Source organism: Hydrogenophaga sp. (assembly GCF_018780385.1).
Classification (GTDB): Bacteria; Pseudomonadota; Gammaproteobacteria; order Burkholderiales; family Burkholderiaceae_C; genus Hydrogenophaga.
This window is the reverse complement of the sequence record NZ_JADMJO010000007.1, coordinates 84,436-105,831: the sequence shown is the minus strand read 5'-3', so window position 1 is coordinate 105,831 and position 21,396 is coordinate 84,436. Positions and strand designations below refer to the sequence as shown.

The window sequence follows — 21,396 nt, the reverse complement described above, 5'->3', positions numbered from 1 at the left end:
GCCAGTGCTAGCTTTGCGTACCGTCACTTATTGCACTGAAAACGAGGAGACCCCGGATGCGACCGTGCGTTTTGCTCTGGGCCGGGCGCTTACGGTCTGCAAGCGGTACGACGATGCGATTGCAGAAATGAAATTTGCAACGGCCCTCAATCCGGCGTTGGCCATTGCCTGGTGCGGATTGGCAGATACGTATGTCTATGTTGGTGATTTTGAACGTGCAGATCCACTTTTTCAGCACGCAATTGACCTCAGCCCACATGACCCCATGCGATGGGCTTTTTTATCGTACCGCGCACAGGCAAAGCTGTTTGCCAGCGACTTTGCTCGCGCCAATGCCTACGCCAGCCAAGCGGTGCGAACCTCCAATTGTCATTATTGGCCTTATGCTCACCGTTTGGCCGCGCTCGGGCATTTGGCTGTTGGTGAAGAGGAGATGAGTCTAGCGCGTGGACAACTTCTTAGTCTGAAACCCGACTTCAACTGCAACTGGGCTCGCGAGCGACTGTTCTATGTGCGAGATGTCAATAAGGTGAATATTTACATAGATGGATTGCGCCGGGCGTTGGTGCCAAATGACTTAACTTGAATAGACCCTCTGATGAAAAAAATTTGATTGTGCCGCATTGATTTGGTCGATCTAAACAAGACATCAATAAAATTTAAGCTCGGCGGCGTGAAGGTTAAAAAGTGTAGCTTGCCTGTCTTTTCATCTATCGACGGAATCGATTGAATTTATGATTTTGAGATGAATAAATCTTTGCGCGCTGTTTATGAGTGGGATGGAGCGGCCTCTTTGGAACTCGGCCCTGCCAACCCAGTTTTGACAGTTCGTACCTTCACCTGTCGACACTCCCCATGCCGCATGAGCGCTGCTGCAGCCGGCCTCCAATGTCGCTGGTATCGACGTGTGCACCCTTCAGTGCTGCAAGGCCCGCTCGGGCCTCACTGCGGGCGATGGCAGACTCAGCGCCGTGTGCCCGATGCCCAGTCATGCCCTGAGAGCTGCCGAACGCTCAGCGCTGCTGACGGTTGCAACGAGCCGCGCTTTGCTTGTGCGCCACCGGCGCGCATCGTCCCCATGTTGGCCGACTAGGGCGTGTACTTGGGCAGCGAGTCCGGCGTGGCGCGTGTGCTCAAGGCCGCCAGGCAGAACAAACGCCGAGGACGTGCCAACGGGCCCAAGGCAACAAAGCCGCCAACCGCCCATATCGCCACCGCCCCAGGCCAGATGATCGAAAAACTACAACTGAACACCCTTGGTCAGCGCGCCATCAACGACGAGATTTGTCCCGGTGATGAAACTCGCTGCAGGACTTGCCAGAAAGGCAGCCGCATTGGCCATCTCTTGGGGCGTGCCCATGCGCCCGGTTGGGTTCATGCCCAGAGCCATTTTGAAAAACTCAGGATTGCCGGTCTCAATCTGGCTCCAGACGCCACCGGGAAAGTAGGTGTTGCCAGGCGAGACGGTGTTGGCGCGAATGCCCTTGCCTGCCAGGTGATGGGCAAGGCCTTGTGTGTAATGGACGATGGCCGCTTTGAAGGCTCCATAAGGGCCCGAGGCAAAGTCGATCTCCCGGCCGGAGACGCTGGAGATCGTCACAATAGAGGCCTTGCTGCTTTTCTCAAGGTGGGGCATGGCGGCATTGACCAGCCGGACCGTTCCCATCATGTCGACCTCGAAGCCACGCTGCCAGGCGGCCTCATCGGTGGCGATCGCCAGCGCACTGACGTTGGCAACAACGATGTCGATCCCGCCGAACTCAGCGGCCACATCGTTCACCCATGCGGCCAACGCCGGTCCGTCGGCAACATCGACTGCGCGCCCACTGATCTTCACGCCGTTGTTGGGGAAGTCTTTCACCGCCTGCGCAACCTCCTCGGCGTTGCGTGCGCAGAAGGCCACATGAGCGCCTTCGGCCGCCAGCGTCTGCACGATGGCACGTCCAATGCCCTTTGTGCCGCCGGTCACCACGGCCTTCAGGCCCTTCAATCCGAGATCCATGTTTTCTCCTTGCTGGTTTGAATTGCGCTTTGCTCAGGCAGGCGCGAGGTACTTCTTGCTGATGCCTGCGCCGACGGTGTACTTGGGATCGACAAAGTTGCCCAGGCGGACCTGTCCGCATTGGCTGAGCATCATGTAAGCGTCCCAGCGGTCGTAGCCATATTCGGCTTCCATCCACAGGATCAGCTCTTTGTAGGCGATGCGCGTGGCATCTTCAAGTGGTCTGGCGCTGCCGATTGCCATGATCATGGCCTCATTCTCAAGCCGTGGCCATTCCAGCTGCCAGCCTTTGATGAGGTCAACTTGAATGGTCGTCGTGCTGGAGAATTCCACCGCTGTGCCGCAGACCTCGCCGTCACCCTGACAGGCGTGTGCGTCGCCGATGAATAACCGCCCGCCCTCGCTGCGAACTGGCAAGTAGGTGATGCTGCCTGGGCCCATGTCGGGCAAGTCCATGTTGCCGCCGTGCGCGTCGGGCGTGAGCGTGTTGATCGAGTCGATCTCCGGGCTGCAGCTCAGCGTGCCGATGTGTGGACGGTATGGGAGCGTGACGCGCTTGCTCCAGTACACGCCCTCTTCATCCACGTTCACCTTGCGCACGATCTCGGGAAGATCCTCTGCCAGCAGCGCAGTGAGCGATGTGCCGCTGAGAGCACCGAACTGGGGAATCATCGCGCAGGTGCCGCGGGGGTTGTCACCCCTTGGAGACATCTTTTCGATGTACACCGCCAGGACGTCCCCCTTGCTGGCGCCCTCCACCATGATGGGACCGTTCTGCGGGTTGACAAAGGGCATGCTCAACACGCGCGAAGGCAGGTCCTGCTCGGTCTTCACCTTGCCTTCGAAAGCATCACGCGTTTCCACTACCACGCGGTCGCCCGGACGAATCTTCAACACGGGGTCCGAGTATGGGCCGATGGTGTAGTGATATTTGCCTTGGACCGCTTCGGTCAGCGCGTGTGTCTCTGGCGCCCGGCCCTGCGCCACGCCGCGCTGTCGCATGATCGAGTTATCCAACCAGTTCATCCAAGCTCCTTCAGGCATGTGGTTCGGCAGAGACCGGCAGGCCGCTTCGACGCGCCACGAGATCGATTTCGATCCGGGCACCCTTGGCCAGGCCAGTCACGCCAACGCATGTTCGAGCGGGATACCTCCCGCCCTCAAAATGGCTGGCATACACGGCATTCATTGCCGCGTAGTCAGCCTCGAAATGCGTGAGGTAAACACGCACAGAGACCGCATGCTCCAGCCCTAGACCGCAACCGGCCAGAACGGTGCTGAGGTTCTTCAAGACTTGCCGCGTCTGGGCCTCGATACCGTCCGGGTAAGGGGTGTCCAAAGAGGTGTCGACGAAAGGCATTTGTCCGGTGACAAACACCCAACCATCGCATTCGACGGCATGACTAAATGGCGCCACTGGGTCGGGTGCGCCCGCGATCATGTGAAAGATTGGGGATATCAATAGCGGTTGGCTGGACATCTTCGTCGATATTTGGTGGAGCGATCCTAGATGCCGGTGTGACGATCTCCGAGTCAAAACTGAGCCAGCAGCCAGGTTGACGCCTATGCTACGGCTCATAGGTTGAAGAACTAACTTTTGAGCTATCCGTGGACGCCAAAAGGTCCCCAGTTTCTGGATACGCAAACGGCTGCCACTCACGGTGTGCTACGTAAGCACCGCATCCAAACGCCAGAGATGCGGTCCTAACAGTTATCGGGCGAGAACCGTTGCCATCGAACCTCGAAACCAGATGTGTCAACCAGCTACGGAACAGAATAAACTTTTGCTTGGTAAGCGTGCATTCAGAAGCGCCGCGAGACCTCGATGCCGGCCGACAGTGAACGGCCCAGGCCGGGCTCGAAGAAGCGGCTGTTGCCGTCGTTGACGATCACCGACCCCACGTGCTTTTTGTCGGTGAGGTTGTCGATGCGTACGAACTCTCGCCAGGTCCAGACGCCGGTGGTTTGTTCAAAGCGGGCGCCGATGCCCAGCAGCGTGTAAGCCTCGGCCCGGGCCGTGGAGGTTGTGTTCGCATCGTTGGCGAAAACGCTGCCGGTGTGCCGTGCCTCGAGCGTGAACACCCCGCCAATGCCCGATGCGAAGGTCGGCGCCCAAGCCAACTGCGAGAAAAACTGGTGTTCCGGCAGGCCTGGCAGTCGGTTGCCGGCGGGGATGCTGGCGGTACCACTGCCGTAGCGCGCGCGTAGGTAGGTGTACGCGCTGCTCAGCGTGACACTGCCCATGCCGTACTCGGCCGACAACTCAAGACCTTGGCGTTTTGTGCTGCCACCATTGCTGAACGTTGCGCGGCCATCGATGGTGCCCGCCGAGACAATCTCGTCGCGGGTGCGGATGTCGAACAGCGTGGCATTCCACAGACCTGCCGCATTGCGCCCACGAAGACCGATCTCGGCGCTGGTGCTGCGCGAAGCGTTGAGGGCGGTGTTGAGGCCCGCACCACCGTCACTGCGGTATGCAGCTTCGTTCAATGTGGGGGTTTCCAGGCCGCGCCCCACAGAGGCGAATGCCTGCAGTTGCGGCAAGAGTTGCCAGCGAACACCCACCACCGGCAGGTAGCCTTCGAAGTCCACCCCTCCGCTCTGATCACCGTTGGACAAAAACGCATCGGACGATGCGTAGCGCGCGTTCACGCGGCGCAATCCACCTTCGAAGGTCCAGTCCTCCTTTTGCCAGGAGGCACGCACGTAAGGATCCACCGTCGTGGCACGGTTGGTTTCTTCGCGCCGCAGCGCGCCCTGCACACCCACCGTGGCGCCGACGAAGTTTTCGTACCCGCGTCGCAGATCGGTCTGGCGATCGCCAGCCAGACCCGCGCTCAGGTCGAGCTGCCCGCCTTGCCACTCCTGCTGCAGACGCCAGCGCGCGTTGAATCCCCAGTAGTCGCGGTCGAGGTCGATCACACCACCGGAGCTGCCCGCAGCACCTTGAGCGCCGGGCGGGATCGACTGGAACTGAATCACCCGCCGCTGCCCGGCGTAACCCATCAATTCGATCTTGTGACCATTGCCCAGTGCCTGGTCCCAGGCCAGACCAGCTTGCGTTTGCGATACCGACTTGCGCGTATTGAACTGGATGGGCTGAGGAGCGGTGAACTCGGAACTGGCGTCGAACTGCGAACGGCTCAGCCCCTGCGGGTCCAGCGCAAACGCACTCTGCCGGTTGAACACGATCGTGGTGCGTCCACCCTCGTGCGCGCGCGACAGCTTGGCGTTGGCGGTGCTGCGGTCCGCAGAAGACTGCGGGCGTGCGCCGTCGGTGGCGAACTTGCCCACGTCCAGCGTGTACGACCAACCTGGAGTCTCGGTCGTGCCGGTCTGGCCGGTGACCTGGGTCGAGAAACGCCACAGGCCATTGGCACCCGCCGCCATGCCCGCGCGCAGTTCCCCGGGTTTGCCGCCATCCTCGGTGTAGAGCAGGATGGCGCCGCCACTGGAGGCGCCGTACAGCGATGCAAACGGCCCGCGCACCACCTCGATGCGGTCGGCGCTGCCCAGCGGGAAGTTGGCCGCCTGGCCCGAGCCGTCGGGCGCGCTGGCCGGGATTCCGTCCACAAACAGGCGCACACCACGCACGCCAAAGGTGGAACGCGCGCCATAGCCGCGAATGGACACCTGCAGGTCTTGTGCGTAGTTCTCGCGGTTGCGAATCACCAGCCCCGGCACACGCGCCAGGCCTTCAGACAAGTTGATCTGCAACTGGCCATCGCGCAGCTCGCGGCCATCGACCACGTCCACCGTGGCCGCGCCGCGCCAGCGCTGGTCGGCCGAGCCGCTGCCGGTGATGACCACGGGCGCCAGCGCGCCGCCATCGGCCTCGGGCGGTTGGGGGGTGGTTTGAGCGTGCAGCCAGGCGGGCAGCACGGCGAGGGGAAATAGAACCAGGGAGCGCGCTTGCATGGTGGGTCGGTGTCTTGAAAATCTGGGGGCTGTCAGGGCGTTTGCACGCTGATCTGCAGCGATGAATACCAGGCGGCGAGATCCTCGATCTCGGCGTCGGTCAACGGTTTGGCGATCACGCCCATCACCTCGTGCGGTCGCTTGCCGCTGCGGTAGTTCTTGAGTTGCTCCACCAGGTAGATGGCGGGCTGGCCGGCAAGGTGGGGCGCGTTAGGCATCATCGACATGCCGTTGGGGCCGTGGCAGACTGCGCAAGCCATGTTGGCCTTGGTGCGACCAACAACGGGATCGGCGGCGTGTGCGGCGCCCAAACTCAGCGCGGCGACCAAAAGAAAAGAAATTCGCATGGCAAGGAGATCCGTTCAAGCATAAAAGGACGCCAGACGACCCCTGCAGGCCGCCTGGCGCCAGAGACCGGGAGGGAACCCGATCAATTCGGCGAGTACGTGACGCGATAGATCGCGCCGACGTAGTCGTCGGAAATCAGCAGTGAACCGTCTTTCATGGGCGCCACGTCCACCGGGCGGCCCTTGTACACACCGTTGCCGTCCAGCCAGCCTTCAGCAAACACTTCGGACTTGCCGGCGGTGCCGTTGGCATTGAGCGGGATGAAGTTGATCAGCGCGCCGGTGGCCTGGCTGCGGTTCCATGAGCCGTGCGAGGCCACGAAGATGCCGCCCTGGTACTTGGCCGGGAACTGCTTGCCGTTGTAGAAGGTCATGCCGAGCTGGGCCTGGTGGGCCGGGAACTCCACCTGCGGGAAGACCGCGTTGGCGGGTTCCTTCATGTCCTTCAGGTCGGTGGCGGCGGGCGAACCGGCCACCTTGAATTTGCCGTTCCAGTAGGGGTAGCCGAAGTGCTCCCCGACCTTGGTGGCGCGGTTGAGCTCGCCCGGTGGAACGTCGTCACCCAGGCCGTCGGTCTGGTTGTCGGTCCACCACACCGACTTGTCCTTGGGGTTGATGTCCATGCCGACCGAGTTGCGCATGCCGCGCGAGAACACCTCGCGCTTGGAGCCGTCGAACGCGTTCATGCGCACCACACCACCGATGCCGATCTTGTCGTACAGGTCGACTTTGTTCGCGGGCTGCACGTTGTGCGGCTGGCCCAGGGTCACGTAGAGCATGCCGTCATCAGCAACGCGGCAGGTGCGCGCGCCGTGGTTGTATGACTCTTCCTCCACCGGGATAAGGCCGCCCTGGGGCACCACCTCGATCACGGCCACGTCCGGGCCTTCATAGAAGAATTCGGCAGCCGGGAAGTTCAACACGCGGTTGTGTTCGACCACGACCAGGAAGCCGTCCTTGGTCCAGCACACGCCGTTGGGCACCTTGAAATTGATCGACGGGGCGAAGGGCTTGACCTCGTCGGCCGTGCCGTCACCGTTGCGGTCGGTCACGGCCCACACGCGGGTCTTGCGGGTGCCGACAAACAGCATGTTGGTGCTCGGGGCCACCGCCATGTGGCGCGCATCGGGAACGACGGCGTAGAGCTCGATCTTGAAGCCCGGGGGCAGCTTCACGGCCTTGAGGTTGGCGCGGATCGCATCGGCGTTCTTGCCTTCCTGCGCAACCGGCGGGATGTTCAGGTCGACGCCTGAGACCTTCATCTGCTTGAGCGTGGCAATGTTGTCCTTGCCTGCCTGGGCCAGTACACCGGTAGCTATGCCGCAGGCCATCAACGCCAACACCAACTTTTTGCTTTTCATATATCTCCTCTTAGGTTTTAGTTCCCGAATATTGTTTCTCGGGAACACGATTTTGATGTCAACACTAGGGGAAGACAAGCCGCCAAAATTAGTGGGGGCAACTTTGTTGCGCAAATCGAACAGAAGTGGCCATCGGTCGTCACGCACACCAGCAACATGCGATTCCTCATGTGCACTTCATCAGGCAAGCCGTTGCTTTGGCAACATAACCGTGACGCAATTGCTCGATCAGGATCGGGCTGAAGTAAGGGTCTCGAATACGTTCAAGCAGTACCTGATCTGCGGGGGACGCGGGATAGCGAACCAACAGAGTCAGCACGTCTCGCACTGGTCTGTGGTCCGGTGTCTCGATGTCGATCGCGCCGTGCAATCGAACGTAAACAAGACGAGCGCATGGCAACCTGCGCACGGCGGCGTGGGGCAGCATCACGCCTCGGCCCAAAGCCGTTCCTCCGCGAGCCTGTCTAAGGGTCAATGCTCTTGCCACTGCCCCCCGGCGAATGCGCTCACCGTCAGCTACTCTGTCGTCAACAAACTGGAAAATTGTCGAGATGTCGGTCGCAACTATTCCTAGGTACGCATCCACATCGAGGGTGCTGGAAGTTTGTGTGAACAGGTTTTCGGAACTGGCGATGTGCACCATTCTCTACCTTGTCTGGGACCAACTGCGGTCGCACGAGTACTGGGCGTCGAATGACGGTGATGTTCGCCCCTGCCTTACGGGTCCTCGTTTTCGAATGACCGGGCTCACTCTTGAACTGGCATCAAGTCCCAATATTGCATTTTTCAAGTTGAAACGTTCAGCGCCTTCCGCCCATCGATAGCACTTCGTGTGCTTCGAAAATCGCCTTGGCAACCTCCTCCGTTGTAGAGCGCGTGCTCATGGCTTTCTCACGAATGAGGTCGTAGGCCTCGGTTTCTGTAACGTTATGGGTTTTCATCAGAATCACCTTAGCATCAGCGATGTGTCGCACGCCAACCAGCTTCGCCTCCACCTTGCGCAAACGCCTTTGCAAGCCACGATTTTCCTTGTGTGACTCTCGCGCCAGCACCAACGTTGAAAGCAAGCCAAACGTTCGGACTGGCGAGGGAAGCACTGCCTTGGCCCCCAAACCCAGCACCACCTCCACGATGGTCGGGTTTTCATAGTTGACGACGGCAATGACCGTGGGGGCATCTTCGGATCGTGCCCAGTCCATATTCAAGTTCAGGATGTCGGGTCGAACAGCAACAAATGCGACATCGACATCTTTGGAGATCGAATGCACTGGTGGCCAGAAGGCCTGTACCTTGCAACCAATGCGCTGCAGTTGTTGGGTAAGCTGGCGTCCGTCCGCGTCGTCGGGATGGATGACGGCAACATTCAAGGTTCGCAGTTCTTTGAGCTGCTGGGGCGTGGCCCGCAACGAAGAACGGTGTTCACCCTGTTCGCTCATCAGCACTCCAACTTGTCCAGCGTGTCCAAACGCGCTGCCCAGTCACCCAGTGAATGAGTCACGAGGTAAGGATCAGGGTACACCGATCGGCGGGCCTGGCGGACGATCGTGAACTGCCCATCGGAATTGACCCGACCAATACGCGGGTAGAGGCAGGTGTGGTGATTGGTCGGATCAATCTTCACCCGGCCCTGAGGCGCGTCGAATTCGCTACCCAGGATGTAAGGCATCAACGTCGAGATGTCGTCACTGCCTGCATGGCGCATTGCGTTGGCAAATATGTGCATCTGGAAGTATGACGCTTCCCAGCATAGATTCGGAACACATGAGTCACCAACCCGCTGTCGAAGATTGGTGAGGCAGCGTCGGTTGGCCTCCGAGTCGATCGACTGAAAATAAGGGGCAGATGTGTAGTGACCTGTCGCAAGGCCACGCTCCATCTGCGAAATTTCCGCCTCGGAAGTCGTCAGACTGGCTATCGGCATCGTCTTGGGGTCGAAGCCGGCATCTGCGTAAGCCCGGTACAACGATGCAGTGGAATCGCCGACCACCGTAGAGAAAATGAAGTCTGGTCGCTTGTTACGGATGTCCGACATGACATCTGCGAAATTGCGCTCGGTCGCGTCGAGAGGCACGTAACGCTCTGCCAGTTTTTCACTGCCTTGGCGCTGCAGGACCAACTCACCCATGATCCGGTTGGACTCATAGGGGTAGATGTAGTCGGATCCGATCAGATACACACGGGCGCCAAAATTCGACGTTATGAATTCGGCCAGCTGCACGCTGTTCTGGTTGGGAGCGGCCCCGGTGTAGATCACATTGGCGGAATACTCGAAGCCTTCGTACAGCGTGGGATAAAACAGCAGCTTGTTCCACTTTTCGATGATCGGAATCACCGCCTTTCGACTGCTGGACATGTAACAGCCAAAAATCACGTTCACGCCGTCCCGATGGATGAGGCGTTCGGTCAACTCAGCGTAGCGAATCGGGTTGGATTCGGGGTCGTAGTGCACGGGCTGCAGCTCCCGGCCGTCTATGCCGCCCGAGTCATTGATTTCATCAACAGCCAAGAGGGCGCCATGCATCTGCGATAACCCGATGGTCGATGTCACACCCGTCGCGGAAAACAATATACCGACCCTGATAGGGTCTTTGTTAGCCATTCGGCTCCCCTTTACGGCTCACGCCGCACCCGCACCGCTTGCGCGGCAAAAGCTTCTCACGCATGGTTGCAAACATCCCCATCTTGACAACACAACCTGTGGCTGCACAAGTCGTACATGCTTCATCCTCCGACCAGTCGGGCATAAGCCCGTTGAAGCTGAGTAGGAAGAGACGAAGCGTTCTCGGCAATGCAATAGTCCCGCCAGCCAAATATTCTGCGAACGTAATGGTCGGCCTGGGCATCCACGGCAATACAAAAAACTCTCACGCCAGCCACTCGGGCTTGCATCACCGCCACCCGCGCGTCTTCTGTGAGGTACTCGGAGTCGAACACGTCCACATCCGCTGGTGCGCCGTCGGTCACGAGCAAGATCGCGCGTCGATTGTCCCCCTCATCCTGCAACAAAGCGCTGGCATGGCGGAGTGCCGCTCCAATGCGGGTCGAGTGGCGCCCTGGCACCGAAGCCAGGCGGGATCGGGCTGCGCCTTGCAGTGGCACTCCGAACTCAAGCATCCGGTGGTAGTCCACCTGCGCCCGCGTGTTGGAGCTGAACCCATGTATGGCAATGCGGTCGTCTGTGTTGGCGGTCGCGTCCGCCAGCATGAAAGCCGCTTGCTTTTCCAGATCCAGCAAGGTCTGACCAGAAGAACCGCAAGGTTCGTTGGTCGACTCGGAAAGATCGAGCAGCACCAGAATGCTGGAGGCCCCAGTCTCCCGCCCTGCTCGCATGAACAAACGCGGCTCAGGCTGAAGGCTGAGTCGACGATCGACCAACACTTCGATGGCGGCGTTCAGGTCGATGTCATCGCCCTCCCACTGCCTTCGCAACCGGTGCCGGCGGCTCAATCGTCTCAAACGACGAAGGGCCATCGGCTTGACGGAATGGGCAGCGGCAATGCCACCTCGTGATGGCCCCTGGACCGAGCTGCTTGGCAGCTTTTCCAACACGGTGCACCAGTTATGGCGCCAGAGATCCAGCACGTGGTGCCACTCGGGGTACACAAACCTGCCGAGTTCCATTTCCTCCTGGTTGTCCTGCGGAGATGACGAAGCGTCCCCGTTGGTCACATTCGCCATGCGGGGGGTAGCCGACTGAGGTGAGGCGATCGCCTCGTCCTGGGCCTGGTTGTTTTCGGGAAACGTCCACAAGTAACTGTTGTCATCCCGATAGGGCGAGGGCACGACGTGGTGCTGCGGATCGAAACGAACGCGCATCTGGCCCAGGTCATTGGCCAAGATGGACGCGACCGCACGAAACTCGTCGTAGGCCTCCAGCCCATGTGCCGCGGCCACCTCTTCGAACAGTCGTTTTGCTTTGTTGACCCAATGGTTGTCGTCGCTGTACCCAGGGTCCAGCAAGATGCGGTCCATGCGTGAGACGAGTGCTTCAAAGCTCAGGTCACCTGGATCGGGGACCGGGGCGAGGTGCTCCAGAAACCATTGGCGCACACCTGGGTACCTGCACCACAACAGGCGCTCGACTCGGGCGTCTTCTATCGCAGAAACAACAGCGAGCCCCAAGGGCTTCAGCGTGTGCGTCGGAAGTGCAGGGCGAGAGAACCGCCGGTGCGCCACGGCATGGGCCACCGTCGCGCGCAACAAGCCGAACAGACGCTCGGGTAAAGCGGGCTTCTCATCCATTGGGCGGCTGGTGAGCAAGAGCTGGGTGGATGTGAGCACAGCGCGCTCTGTCCGACCCGTCATGCTGTTGTCCTCCACTGCGATCTGGCCGTTGCTCAACCCGTGCGCCAGCAAGCGCAACGCTGGCAGTAAACCCGACAAAGGCTCAACGCCCGACAGCTCGGAGCTCACGTGAGGCGACACGGTCATCCAAACTGGGCAGTGACAAAATTGCGGATGGCCAGCGCCATGTCGGGATCGTCTGTCAGCGGGCGGATCATCGTCATTTCACAACTCTGGGCTTTCGACATGCCGTCTCGGATGAGGATGCCGGCGTAGATGAGCATACGAGTGGACACGCCTTCGTCCAATCCCTTTTGCTTCAGTGCACGGGTGCAGTGAGCGATGGTGACCAATTGCCGTGCCAACACGTCAGACACCCCGGCTTCGTGTGCCACGATGCCGACCTCCTTATCCTCGGATGGGTAGTCAAAATCCAGCGAGGCGAAGCGTTGCCGCGTAGATGGCTTCATGTCTTTGGCGCTGCTCTGATAGCCCGGGTTGTACGAGACCACCAACTGGAAGTCCGGGTGCGCTTTCACCACCTCACCTTTTTTGTCCAGCGGGAGAATGCGGCGAGCATCGGTGAGCGGATGGATCACCACCGTCGTGTCCTGTCGAGCCTCCACTACCTCGTCGAGGTAACAGATGCCACCGTGGCGCACGGCGAGCGTCATGGGCCCGTCGTGCCACGCAGTTCCATCGGCATCGAGGAGATAGCGCCCGATCAGATCGGAAGCTGTCATGTCTTCGTTGCAGGCCAGCGTCACCAACGGGCGCTGCAGCTTCCACGCCATGTATTCGACGAAGCGCGTCTTCCCACAGCCGGTAGGACCTTTCAGCATCAACGGCATCCGATGCGCGTACGCGCGCTCATAACACTCGATCTCGGGGCCCGCTGCCTGGTAGAACGGTTCGGTGCGTATGAGGTACTCGTCGAGTGCTGTTGACATGCAAGGATCCTGAAGATGAAGAAGACGCGTCTCGGGCTCAGCGATGCTTGGTCGCGGCGTTGGGGATGCCCTCGATCGGGCATTCCTCCGTGCCCACGGTGGTGCGCGTGAACGACTCCACCATTTCGCGCGTTCCTTCCGGATCGTTGATCCAGTTGGCGTAGAAGTTGTAAGGGCAAGCAGCCACACCTTTGTCGCCATCGCCCGAGTTGATCAACCCGGTGTAGCCCCGGTGCACCAGTTTGAACAGGTGGTTTTGCGATTGCCCGTTTTTGCGCGCGTCACGGATCAGGCTCATGGACAGTTCAGCGTACTGGATGCCCATCTCCTCCTCACCGCACTCGCCCAGCGTGCGGCCATCGAAGCCGATCACGGCCGAGTGGCCGAAGTACGAATACACACCGTCGAACCCAGCTGCGTTGGCCACCGCAACGTAAGTGTTGTTGAGGAAAGCCATGGTCTTGGACACCATGATCTGCTGTTCCTTGGCGGGATACATGTAGCCTTGGCAACGAATGATCAGTTCTGCACCGCGCATGGCGCAATCACGCCAGATCTCAGGGTAGTTGCCGTCGTCGCAGATGATCAAGCTCATCTTCATGCCCTTCGGGCCTTCAGAGACATACGTGCAGTCGCCGGGATACCAACCCTCGATAGGCACCCAAGGCATGATCTTTCGGTACTTTTGAACAATCTCCCCCTTGTTGTTCATCAGGATGAGCGTGTTGTAAGGCGCCTTGTTGGGGTGTTCTTCGTGACGCTCTCCCGTCAAGGAAAACACACCCCAGACATTGGCCTTGCGGCAAGCCTCGGCAAAAATCTCCGTCTCAGCGCCTGGAACTGTCGAAGCGGTCTCGTACATCTCTTTCGAGTCGTACATGATCCCGTGCGTTGAATATTCTGGAAAGATCACCAGGTCCATGCCGGGCAGTCCCTTCTTCATGCCAACGAGCATCTCACCAATGGCGCGCGCATTTGCCAACACCTCTGCGGTGGTGTGCAGGCGGGGCATTTTGTAGTTGACGACCGCGACGCCGACACAATCGTTGCTGCTGGAAATGTCACCATGTCTCATGAAAATCTCCTGGGAGGGGTTGGGGGTTAAACGGTCAGGAACGACTTCACTTTTTCCTGATTGAGCTCAGCACGCATTTCTTCGTGCACGATCCGCCCGCGATCGATGACCAGAAACCGGTCAGCCAGATCCAGGGCAAAACTCAGTACCTGCTCAGACACCACGACGGCAAATCCCCGCTCATGGCGAAGAACGTTGAGGGTCTGTGCAATTTCCTTGATGATTGAAGGCTGGATGCCTTCGGTGGGTTCATCAAGAATCAGAACTTTCGGGTCGGAGACCAAGGCTCGCGAGATGGCCAGCATCTGCTGCTGACCGCCCGAGAGATTCCCTGCCTTGCGCTGCTTCATGTCCTTCAGCACCGGGAAGAACTGGTAGATGTAGTCGGGTACCTGCCGATAACCAGAGTGCTCGGCTCCGCAGAGGATGTTTTGCTCCACCGAGAGAAAAGGGAACACCATGCGGCCTTGCGGGACGAAGGCCATGCCGTTTTGCACGCGACGGTAGCTGGGCTGCCCGACCATCTCCGCGCCATCCAACCGGATCGCACCCGAACGCACCGGAAGCAGCCCGATCAGGGACTTGAGCAAGGTGGTCTTCCCCATCCCGTTGCGACCCATGATGGCCACAGACTCTCGCGGGCCTACCTTGAACGACACATCGTGGATCACATGGGACTCGCCGTAGGCGACATTGAGTTGAGAAATCTCCAACATGCTGTTCTCTCCTCAATGGCCAAGATAAACGTCGATGACGCGGGGATCTTGCTGAACCTCGCTTGCGCTGCCTTCGCTCAAGAGCTTTCCCTGATGGAGTACGGTGACCTTGTGCGCAATGCGTTTGACGAAGTCCATGTCGTGCTCGATCACGATCACGGACTTGCCGGCAGCGATGAGGCTGAGCAAATCACCGGTCTGCTCGCGCTCACGAGGACTCATGCCCGCCACGGGTTCGTCGAGCAGCAGCAGGGATGACTCCTGCATGAGCAACATCCCGATTTCCAGCCACTGCTTTTGTCCATGGCTGAGCTGGCCGGCGCGACTGTGGATGGCCTCGATGAGATAGATCTTCTCGGCCATCGCATGAATGCGGTCCATGACCTCGGGCGTTCGCCGAAAGGTCAAAGACTGAAAGACACCGTGTGTGCGAGGGAGGGAAATTTCGAGGTTTTCGAGCACCGTGAGGTCCTCGTAAACCGATGGCGTCTGAAATTTTCGACCTACGCCCGCCCGCACAATCTGGTGCTCGGTCAGGCGCGTGATGTCCATGTCGTTGAACATCACCCGCCCCGACGTAGGCTTGGTCTTTCCGCAGATCATGTCGAGCAACGTGGTCTTGCCCGCACCGTTGGGCCCGATGATCACGCGCAGCTCGTTTCGGTCCACAGAAAGACTCAGGGAGTCCACCGCTTTGAAACCATCGAACGAGACCGTGAGGTCTTCAACGACGAGCACTTTTCCACTCGTATGGGTCACCGTTTGAGACATAGGATTTGCACCGTTGTGTTGGGCTCTTGGGAGAGTGGCGCTGACATTCATCACGTAGCCCTGCTCCGACGGCGGTTGGACCACTGGTCCATCAGCCCCGCCAACCCGTTGGGCATGACCCACACCACCAGGATGAAGACAGCTCCCAAAAAGTAGAGCCAACCCTCGGGAAATGCCTCCGACAAGTACGACTTGAGGAAGCCGATGAGCAAGGCACCAACGACAGCACCCGGCACAGACATGCGTCCACCCACGGCGGCGTAAATCACCATTTCCACCGACGCCACGACACCGATGACACTGGGTGCAATGAGACCGACCTGAAGGGTGAAAAATGCTCCGCCCAAGGACGCCAGCAAGGCTCCACAGGCAAAGACAAACGCCTTCATATGTGCAGTGTCGTAGCCACTGAATCGCACGCGGTCTTCGCGGTCACGAATGGCGATCAGGATCTTTCCGAAGCGGCTGCGCACCACCGCCAACGACAACAGCATGGCCAGCGACAGCACCGCGACTTCGACGAAATACAAAATCCTCAGCGAGTGATCGGACAGGATGTCCATGCCGAGTAAAGTTCGAAAATCCGTGATGCCGTTGGCGCCGCCCGTATCCCCTTGCTGGCCGACCACCACAACGGTGAGGGTGAGCGCCAAGGACAGCGTCACGATGGCGAAGTACACGCCGCTGACCCGACGGCGAAAAATCGCGTACGAAAACACGTAGGCCAATACAACTGGAATCACCACGATGCACAGCACTGTGAGTCCAAGAGATTTGAAAGGAATCCACCAGGTTGGAAGTTGCTCCACACTGCTCCAGACCATGAAATCCGGGAGTTCAGGTGCCGAAGCTTCGAGCTTCAGAAACATCGCCATCATGTAACCACCGAGGCCGAAGAACACACCTTGGCCCAGGCTCAAGATGCCCCCGTAGCCCCAGGTCAGCACGATGCCGAGCGCAACAAAGGCGAACGCCAGATACTTGCCGATCAGATTCAGGCGAAATGGATCCAGCACGAGCGGCAGCACCACCACCAAGAGACCGATCAAGAGGATGGTGGAGATGAAGCTGCGCTTGTGTTTGTTGTCTTGCATGGTTCAACTCCGAGTACGCAAAGCAAACAGGCCGTTCGGTCGGAAGTAGAGAACCACAATGACAAGCAACAGGATGGTGGCTTTGGCCATCGATCCGCTCATGAGGAACTCAAGCCACGTTTGCGTCTGAGCGATGGCAAAAGCAGACAGCGCTGTACCCGCAAGGCTTTGCACGCCACCGAAAACCACGACGATGAAGGAATCAACGATGTAGAGCTGACCGGTGCCTGGGTTGGTGGAGCCGATCATGGTGAACACGCATCCAGCGATACCGGCCAGACCCGAACCGAGCGCAAACGTGAGGGCGTCAACGCGCTGGGTATTGATTCCCGTGGCGCCGGCAATTGCACGGTTCTGCGTCACTGCACGAACCTTCACGCCCCAGCGAGTCCGATACAACAACAGGTAGACCGCTACTGCAACCGTGATCGTCAGACCAACGATGAAGATGCGAGTGATCGGCAGCTGTATGCCCGTCACCGGTTCCCAGGCGCCGGCGAGCCAAGTGGGCAGGGGTACGCTCACCTCTTGCGCGCCGAAGACGGTGCGGTAGGTCTGCTGCATGATGAGGCTCAGGCCCCAGGTGGCCAGCAAGGTGTCTAGCGGACGGTTGTAGAAGAAGCGGATGAAGCCGCGTTCCAGTGCGTAGCCAAACGCAAACGTCACCATGAATGCGAAGGGGATGGCGACGAAGAGGTACACATCCATCCAGGCTGGCGCCCAACGCTCGAAGGCCAGCGATGCCACGTACGTCATGTACGCACCCAAGGCCATCAATTCGCCATGGGCCATGTTGATCACGCCCATGAGACCGAACACCACGGCCAAACCGATCGCCATCAGCAACAGAATGCTGAACAGGCTGACCCCGTTGAACATCTGCATCACTGCAATATCGAAATTCATCCTGCCGCTCCTGATGCGTTGGGATGACCGAGCGCCAGCGGCACTCGGTCACCGATCCTGATCCCTCAGATCTTTGGGAAAGGATTGGGCTCAACCAACGCGGGGGCTTCCCACACGATGTCAAATTGACCGTCAGGGCGTGCACGTCCGATACGCACCTTCTTCCACACATGGTGGTTCGTTGCATGCATGCGCACGGTTCCCTCAGGAGCTGCCAGCTCGATCCCTCCGGAGGCGGCAATCACCTTGTCCACTTCGAATGATTTGGCCTTCTCGACAGCCATCTTCCACAGGTAGACGCTGTTGTAGGCAACCTGCATCGGGTCACCAATGACACGGTCTTGCCCATACTTGGCTTTGAAAGCCTTGACGAACTTCTCGTTGTCGGGAGACTTGATGCTCTGGAAATAGCCCATGCAGGCGAAATAGCCGGCGGCGTTGTCTTTACCGATGCCTTCGATTTCATTTTCAGAAACCACCGTGGACAACAGCACCTGCTTCGAGCCGTCAAGGCCAGCCGCGCGCAGTTGCTTGTAGAAGGCCACGTTGGAGCCACCGACGACTGTGCTGTAGATGCAGTCTGGTTTTGCGGCCTTGATCTTGTTGATGATCGAGGAGAACTCGGTGTGACCCAGTGGGGCGTATTCCTCTCCCAGCACCTTGCCGCCCGCTTTCACGATAGTGGGTTTGGCAATCTTGTTGCAGGTGCGCGGATAGATGTAGTCGGAGCCGACCAAGAAGAAGGTCTTGCCCTTTTCACGAGCGAGCCACTCCACAGCGGCGATGACCGATTGGGTGGCCTCCTGCGATGGATAGAAAACCTGTTTGTCCTGTTCTTGGCCTTCGTAGTACGTCGGGTAGTACAGCAAACCTTTGGCACGTCCGAGTGCGGGCAGAACCGCTTTTCTTGAGGCGGAGGTGTAGCAACCCACGATGGCAGCCACTTTGTCTCGCTCCAAAAGCTTGCGGGCCTTTTCTGCGAAAACCGAGTTGTCGCTGGCACCATCTTCGACCACAGCTTCGATCTTCCGTCCCATGACGCCACCGCTGGCGTTGATCTCCTCAATGGCAAGCTTTTCTGCATCGACCAAGGACGCCTCCGCAATGGCGATGGTGCCCGACAGCGAATGCAAGAGCCCCAGTTTTACGGTCTCTTGCGCTGATGCGATTGCAGGCACCCCCCCGGCTGCGCCAAGGATCAGTATCGATCCTCCGGTCTTCATAATGTCGCGGCGATTCAGTTCAGTCATGGTCAAGCTCCTGGCAGTTGTGTTTACGGAAATGACGACCTGTGATCCACCTGTGAAAAAGTTAGCCCTAGACACAGAAGATCTCCGACAAGCAACCGCCACAGCCCAACAGAATTCCGATCAAGCAAGGCTCCGCCAGCCGGACGAGGGTGTGATCTCGACCGAAGCGAAGTTGAAAGACAGAAAACGAAAAAGCCCGAACCGGAGTTATTCCGATTCGGGCTTTTTTGCCCAACATCTGACTGGCAGCACTGGCAGTCGACGTTGAATGAGTGGTGACGATTTCTCGACAAACGCATTTTTATGCGCTGCCAAAACCTCGCACCATAGGAGATACCCTTACTACTTCGTAGAAAGCAGGTTGCACGAACGGCAGGTGACCAACTCTAGAACTAATGCAGCTGCGGAGATTGCACCAGTGAATTGGTCCTGCGGGTCGACATGATCGCTCGCGATCTGGTGGCCATTCTTCCGCAGTACAAGTTGTGTCTGCATCGAAGGGGAAGGCGTTGCCAGGGAGGATCGAAAGACTCAACTCCTGAGAACGCTGCCATCGCTTGGCTGTACCTATGTTGGATAACTACCCCGAGAATCTACAGGTCACTTGTTGTGTGTTGCCAAAAGGAAGGCGTCTTGAGCTTGCGGGCTCAATACACCCAAACGCCAATGATTCGGCAAACCAAAACTGGTGGTGTCACGCAGCTTAATGCCTGCTGCGCGCATGGCATGTTCGTCAAACGGGCGCGAAGGTGACGCGCAGAGGTAGTTGGCTTCGCTGGGTAGCACGCGCCAGCCCAAATCGGTCAGCATGCATAGCTGTCTGCGCTTCCAGTCGCGCAAAGTCCCCAAGGTCTCCTCTAGCCAATCTTGTGCGGCGGGCAACATCCAAGCTGCTAGCAGAGCCACAGCGTGCGAACCCAGCGGCCACGAGGGCGCCAGCTTCTCGAGTGCTCTCGCTTCCGCCAGCGCGTGCAACGGGGCGATGGCATACGCGCCGCGCACTCCCGTCAGCCCCATCGCCTTGTTGGGTGTCCACAGTTGCCACACCTGCTGTAATGTTTCCGGCTCGAGGCTGCACCGCCCGCTCAGCCGCAGCGGTTCGTAGGCGCGGTCTAGCACCACCTGTGCGCCTGAGACCGCCACAACCTGCGCCATCGGCTCGGCCTGACCCAGCGGACTCGATGGCTCGCACAACCAGGCCAGCTGTGCACGCGCCGGGTCTTGCACGCGCTCAAACTTCCAGGCCTGCGCCGCGTGGGCATAGTCACCGTAAGCCAGCTCTGGCAGCCAGACGCGATGGGCTCCCTCGCGCGCCATCCAGCCGGTGAAGCGGCCAATGAACTCGCTCGCGCTTCCGGCCAGCACAATACGTGCGGCATCCACCGCGTGAAAGGCTGCGAGCGATTCGCGCAGGGCTGTGTACGCGGGGTCGGGGTAATGGCGGACATCGGCCTGCTGCACGGCTGCGAGGGCGCTCGGGCACGGACCGCAGGCGTTGGCGTTGGTGGAGAAGTCCCAGCGGGGAACCCCCAGGGCGTCGGGGCCGCCGTGAGCGTTCGTCATGGCATGCCTTTCGCTGCAAAGCCCGCCCACAGCAGCGCGGCCATAGTGAGAACTGTCACCACGCGAGTGGCCAGCCGAAGCGCTTGTACTGTGTCGGCCGCCTCCGGGCTGCGGCCCGCGCCATGCAGTTCGTACACGCCGGGTTTTCTTAACCGCACGTCAAGCGCCAGCGCCATCGCCGCCATCGGCCAGCCGCTGTTGGGCGACGGGGTGCGCCGCGCCTGCTCAGCCAGCGTGTGCCATCCACCCGCTGCGCCAAGTACACCCAGCAACACGCCTGTGATGCGCGCAGGCAGCCATGACAACACGTCGTCGGCTCGCGCTGCCCACTTGCCGGCCCAGGTCCAGTCGCGGCCGCTGCGCTCGCCACGGTAGCCCCACATGGCGTCGGCCGTGTTGGCGAAGCGGTAGAGCGCGGCACCTGGAAGCCCCGCCACGACGAACCAGAACAACGGCGCCACCACCGAGTCGTTGAGGTTCTCGGCCAGCGACTCAATGGCGCTTTCGCGCACCTGCGACGCGTCGAGCGCACTCACGTCGCGGCTCACCAGCCAGGCCAAGCGTGCCCGCCCGGCTGGCAACGACTCGCTCAGTGCGGCTTCGACTGCTCGCACCTCGTCGCTCAGCATGCGCCAGGCCAACAGCGGTTTGAGCAGCACGCCGAGCGCCAGCGCTTTCGCCCACCACACCCAACCAGCCATGTGCCCTACCAACACCAGCGCAAAGACCACGATCAGCGAAGCACCCAGGCACCAGGCCAGCGCACCACCGACGAAGGCGCGTGCCGCTTGGGGCGGCGCATCCATGGCGGGCGCCACGCGGGAGCCCATGCAGCTCAAGTAACGCCCTATGGCCACAACTGGATGCCAGCGTGCCGGCGGTTCACCCAGGGCAAGGTCCAGCGCAAGCGCTACCAGCACCGCAAGCGGTGCCGCGACGGAGGTGGGCCACAGTTCGGCCATGACTGTTACCTCAGGCGCGCCGCGCCCGCAGGACCAGCTTGACCAACAGGGCCATGTCGGCCGCCATGCCGGAGTTGCCGCTGCTGAGCGGCTTCTCGACGTAAAGGACGTCGAGAGACCAGCGTTCGGTAGTCGTGGCTACAACAGAGGGGCGAGCCACGGGACGTGCAGGCGGTTCGTTCAGAGTCATCTTAGTG

Annotated in this window: 21 protein-coding genes and 1 pseudogene; 2 read left to right on the top strand and 20 right to left on the bottom strand. The window is 59.8% G+C overall.

The features are described from left to right. Positions 1-586 (top strand): annotated as a pseudogene (locus IV113_RS06190) (hypothetical protein); the annotation flags it as partial. A 654-nt stretch (positions 587-1,240) separates the two neighbouring features. Here IV113_RS06190 and IV113_RS06185 read toward each other — a convergent pair. From IV113_RS06185 to urtA, 17 genes are all read right to left on the bottom strand, one after another. After that, positions 1,241-2,002, bottom strand: coding sequence for an SDR family oxidoreductase (locus IV113_RS06185; RefSeq protein ID WP_291081809.1), 762 nt, complete (start codon positions 2,000-2,002; stop codon positions 1,241-1,243). 33 nt (positions 2,003-2,035) lie between these two features. Continuing rightward, positions 2,036-3,028 carry an acetamidase/formamidase family protein gene (locus IV113_RS06180; protein ID WP_291081807.1) on the bottom strand — a complete coding sequence of 331 codons (993 nt, stop codon included), beginning with the start codon at positions 3,026-3,028 and terminating at the stop codon, positions 2,036-2,038. Positions 3,029-3,038: 10 nt separating this feature from the next. After that, the gene (locus IV113_RS06175) at positions 3,039-3,443 is read right to left on the bottom strand and encodes a RidA family protein (RefSeq protein ID WP_291081805.1); all 405 of its coding nucleotides are present in this window, start codon (positions 3,441-3,443) and stop codon (positions 3,039-3,041) included. A 362-nt stretch (positions 3,444-3,805) separates the two neighbouring features. Beyond that, positions 3,806-5,920, bottom strand: a complete 2,115-nt coding sequence (locus tag IV113_RS06170; protein ID WP_291081803.1) for a TonB-dependent receptor — start codon at positions 5,918-5,920, stop codon at positions 3,806-3,808. 32 nt (positions 5,921-5,952) lie between these two features. Next, positions 5,953-6,267, bottom strand: coding sequence for a cytochrome c (locus IV113_RS06165; RefSeq protein WP_291081801.1), 315 nt, complete (start codon positions 6,265-6,267; stop codon positions 5,953-5,955). Between the two features lie 83 nt (positions 6,268-6,350). Then, entirely contained in the window at positions 6,351-7,628 is a 1,278-nt protein-coding gene (locus IV113_RS06160) for a PQQ-dependent sugar dehydrogenase (RefSeq protein WP_291081799.1), read from the bottom strand. 166 nt (positions 7,629-7,794) lie between these two features. Next, complete coding sequence (locus tag IV113_RS06155; RefSeq protein WP_291081797.1) at positions 7,795-8,271, bottom strand: PTS sugar transporter subunit IIA; 477 nt, start codon at positions 8,269-8,271, stop codon at positions 7,795-7,797. A gap of 157 nt (positions 8,272-8,428) precedes the next feature. Beyond that, complete coding sequence (locus IV113_RS06150; protein ID WP_291081795.1) at positions 8,429-9,064, bottom strand: ANTAR domain-containing protein; 636 nt, start codon at positions 9,062-9,064, stop codon at positions 8,429-8,431. Then, entirely contained in the window at positions 9,064-10,227 is a 1,164-nt protein-coding gene (locus IV113_RS06145) for a transporter substrate-binding domain-containing protein (protein ID WP_182120684.1), read from the bottom strand. The genes IV113_RS06150 and IV113_RS06145 overlap by 1 nt, the downstream gene beginning before the upstream one ends. A gap of 122 nt (positions 10,228-10,349) precedes the next feature. Next, complete coding sequence (locus IV113_RS06140; protein ID WP_291081792.1) at positions 10,350-12,041, bottom strand: VWA domain-containing protein; 1,692 nt, start codon at positions 12,039-12,041, stop codon at positions 10,350-10,352. Between the two features lie 14 nt (positions 12,042-12,055). Next, a complete protein-coding gene (locus IV113_RS06135; protein ID WP_291081790.1) occupies positions 12,056-12,862 on the bottom strand; it encodes a CbbQ/NirQ/NorQ/GpvN family protein in 807 nt (268 codons plus the stop codon). A gap of 37 nt (positions 12,863-12,899) precedes the next feature. Beyond that, positions 12,900-13,937, bottom strand: coding sequence for an aliphatic amidase (locus tag IV113_RS06130; RefSeq protein WP_182120687.1), 1,038 nt, complete (start codon positions 13,935-13,937; stop codon positions 12,900-12,902). Between the two features lie 26 nt (positions 13,938-13,963). After that, entirely contained in the window at positions 13,964-14,653 is a 690-nt protein-coding gene (gene urtE / locus IV113_RS06125; RefSeq protein ID WP_182120688.1) for an urea ABC transporter ATP-binding subunit UrtE, read from the bottom strand. A gap of 12 nt (positions 14,654-14,665) precedes the next feature. Then, a complete protein-coding gene (gene urtD / locus IV113_RS06120; RefSeq protein ID WP_291081821.1) occupies positions 14,666-15,424 on the bottom strand; it encodes an urea ABC transporter ATP-binding protein UrtD in 759 nt (252 codons plus the stop codon). A gap of 50 nt (positions 15,425-15,474) precedes the next feature. Continuing rightward, the gene (gene urtC / locus IV113_RS06115) at positions 15,475-16,518 is read right to left on the bottom strand and encodes an urea ABC transporter permease subunit UrtC (RefSeq protein ID WP_291081787.1); all 1,044 of its coding nucleotides are present in this window, start codon (positions 16,516-16,518) and stop codon (positions 15,475-15,477) included. Positions 16,519-16,521: 3 nt separating this feature from the next. Beyond that, positions 16,522-17,424 carry an urea ABC transporter permease subunit UrtB gene (gene urtB, locus IV113_RS06110; protein ID WP_291081785.1) on the bottom strand — a complete coding sequence of 301 codons (903 nt, stop codon included), beginning with the start codon at positions 17,422-17,424 and terminating at the stop codon, positions 16,522-16,524. Between the two features lie 65 nt (positions 17,425-17,489). Next, positions 17,490-18,674: an urea ABC transporter substrate-binding protein gene (gene urtA / locus IV113_RS06105; RefSeq protein ID WP_291081783.1), complete on the bottom strand. Its 1,185-nt coding sequence runs from the start codon at positions 18,672-18,674 to the stop codon at positions 17,490-17,492. Between urtA and IV113_RS06100 the strand changes: the two genes are divergently transcribed. Further along, positions 18,673-18,942, top strand: a complete 270-nt coding sequence (locus IV113_RS06100; protein ID WP_291081781.1) for a hypothetical protein — start codon at positions 18,673-18,675, stop codon at positions 18,940-18,942. The two genes, urtA and IV113_RS06100, sit on opposite strands and share 2 nt — an antisense overlap. Before the next feature lie 332 nt (positions 18,943-19,274). Here IV113_RS06100 and IV113_RS06095 read toward each other — a convergent pair whose 3' ends face one another. The 3 genes from IV113_RS06095 to IV113_RS06085 are packed head-to-tail and all read right to left on the bottom strand — an operon-like array spanning position 19,275 to position 21,389. After that, entirely contained in the window at positions 19,275-20,237 is a 963-nt protein-coding gene (locus IV113_RS06095) for an aminotransferase class I/II-fold pyridoxal phosphate-dependent enzyme (protein WP_291081779.1), read from the bottom strand. After that, positions 20,234-21,199: an adenosylcobinamide-phosphate synthase CbiB gene (cbiB, locus tag IV113_RS06090; RefSeq protein WP_291081777.1), complete on the bottom strand. Its 966-nt coding sequence runs from the start codon at positions 21,197-21,199 to the stop codon at positions 20,234-20,236. The genes IV113_RS06095 and cbiB overlap by 4 nt, the downstream gene beginning before the upstream one ends. Before the next feature lie 10 nt (positions 21,200-21,209). Then, positions 21,210-21,389 carry a hypothetical protein gene (locus IV113_RS06085; RefSeq protein WP_291081775.1) on the bottom strand — a complete coding sequence of 60 codons (180 nt, stop codon included), beginning with the start codon at positions 21,387-21,389 and terminating at the stop codon, positions 21,210-21,212. Between the last annotated feature and the right edge of the window lie 7 nt (positions 21,390-21,396).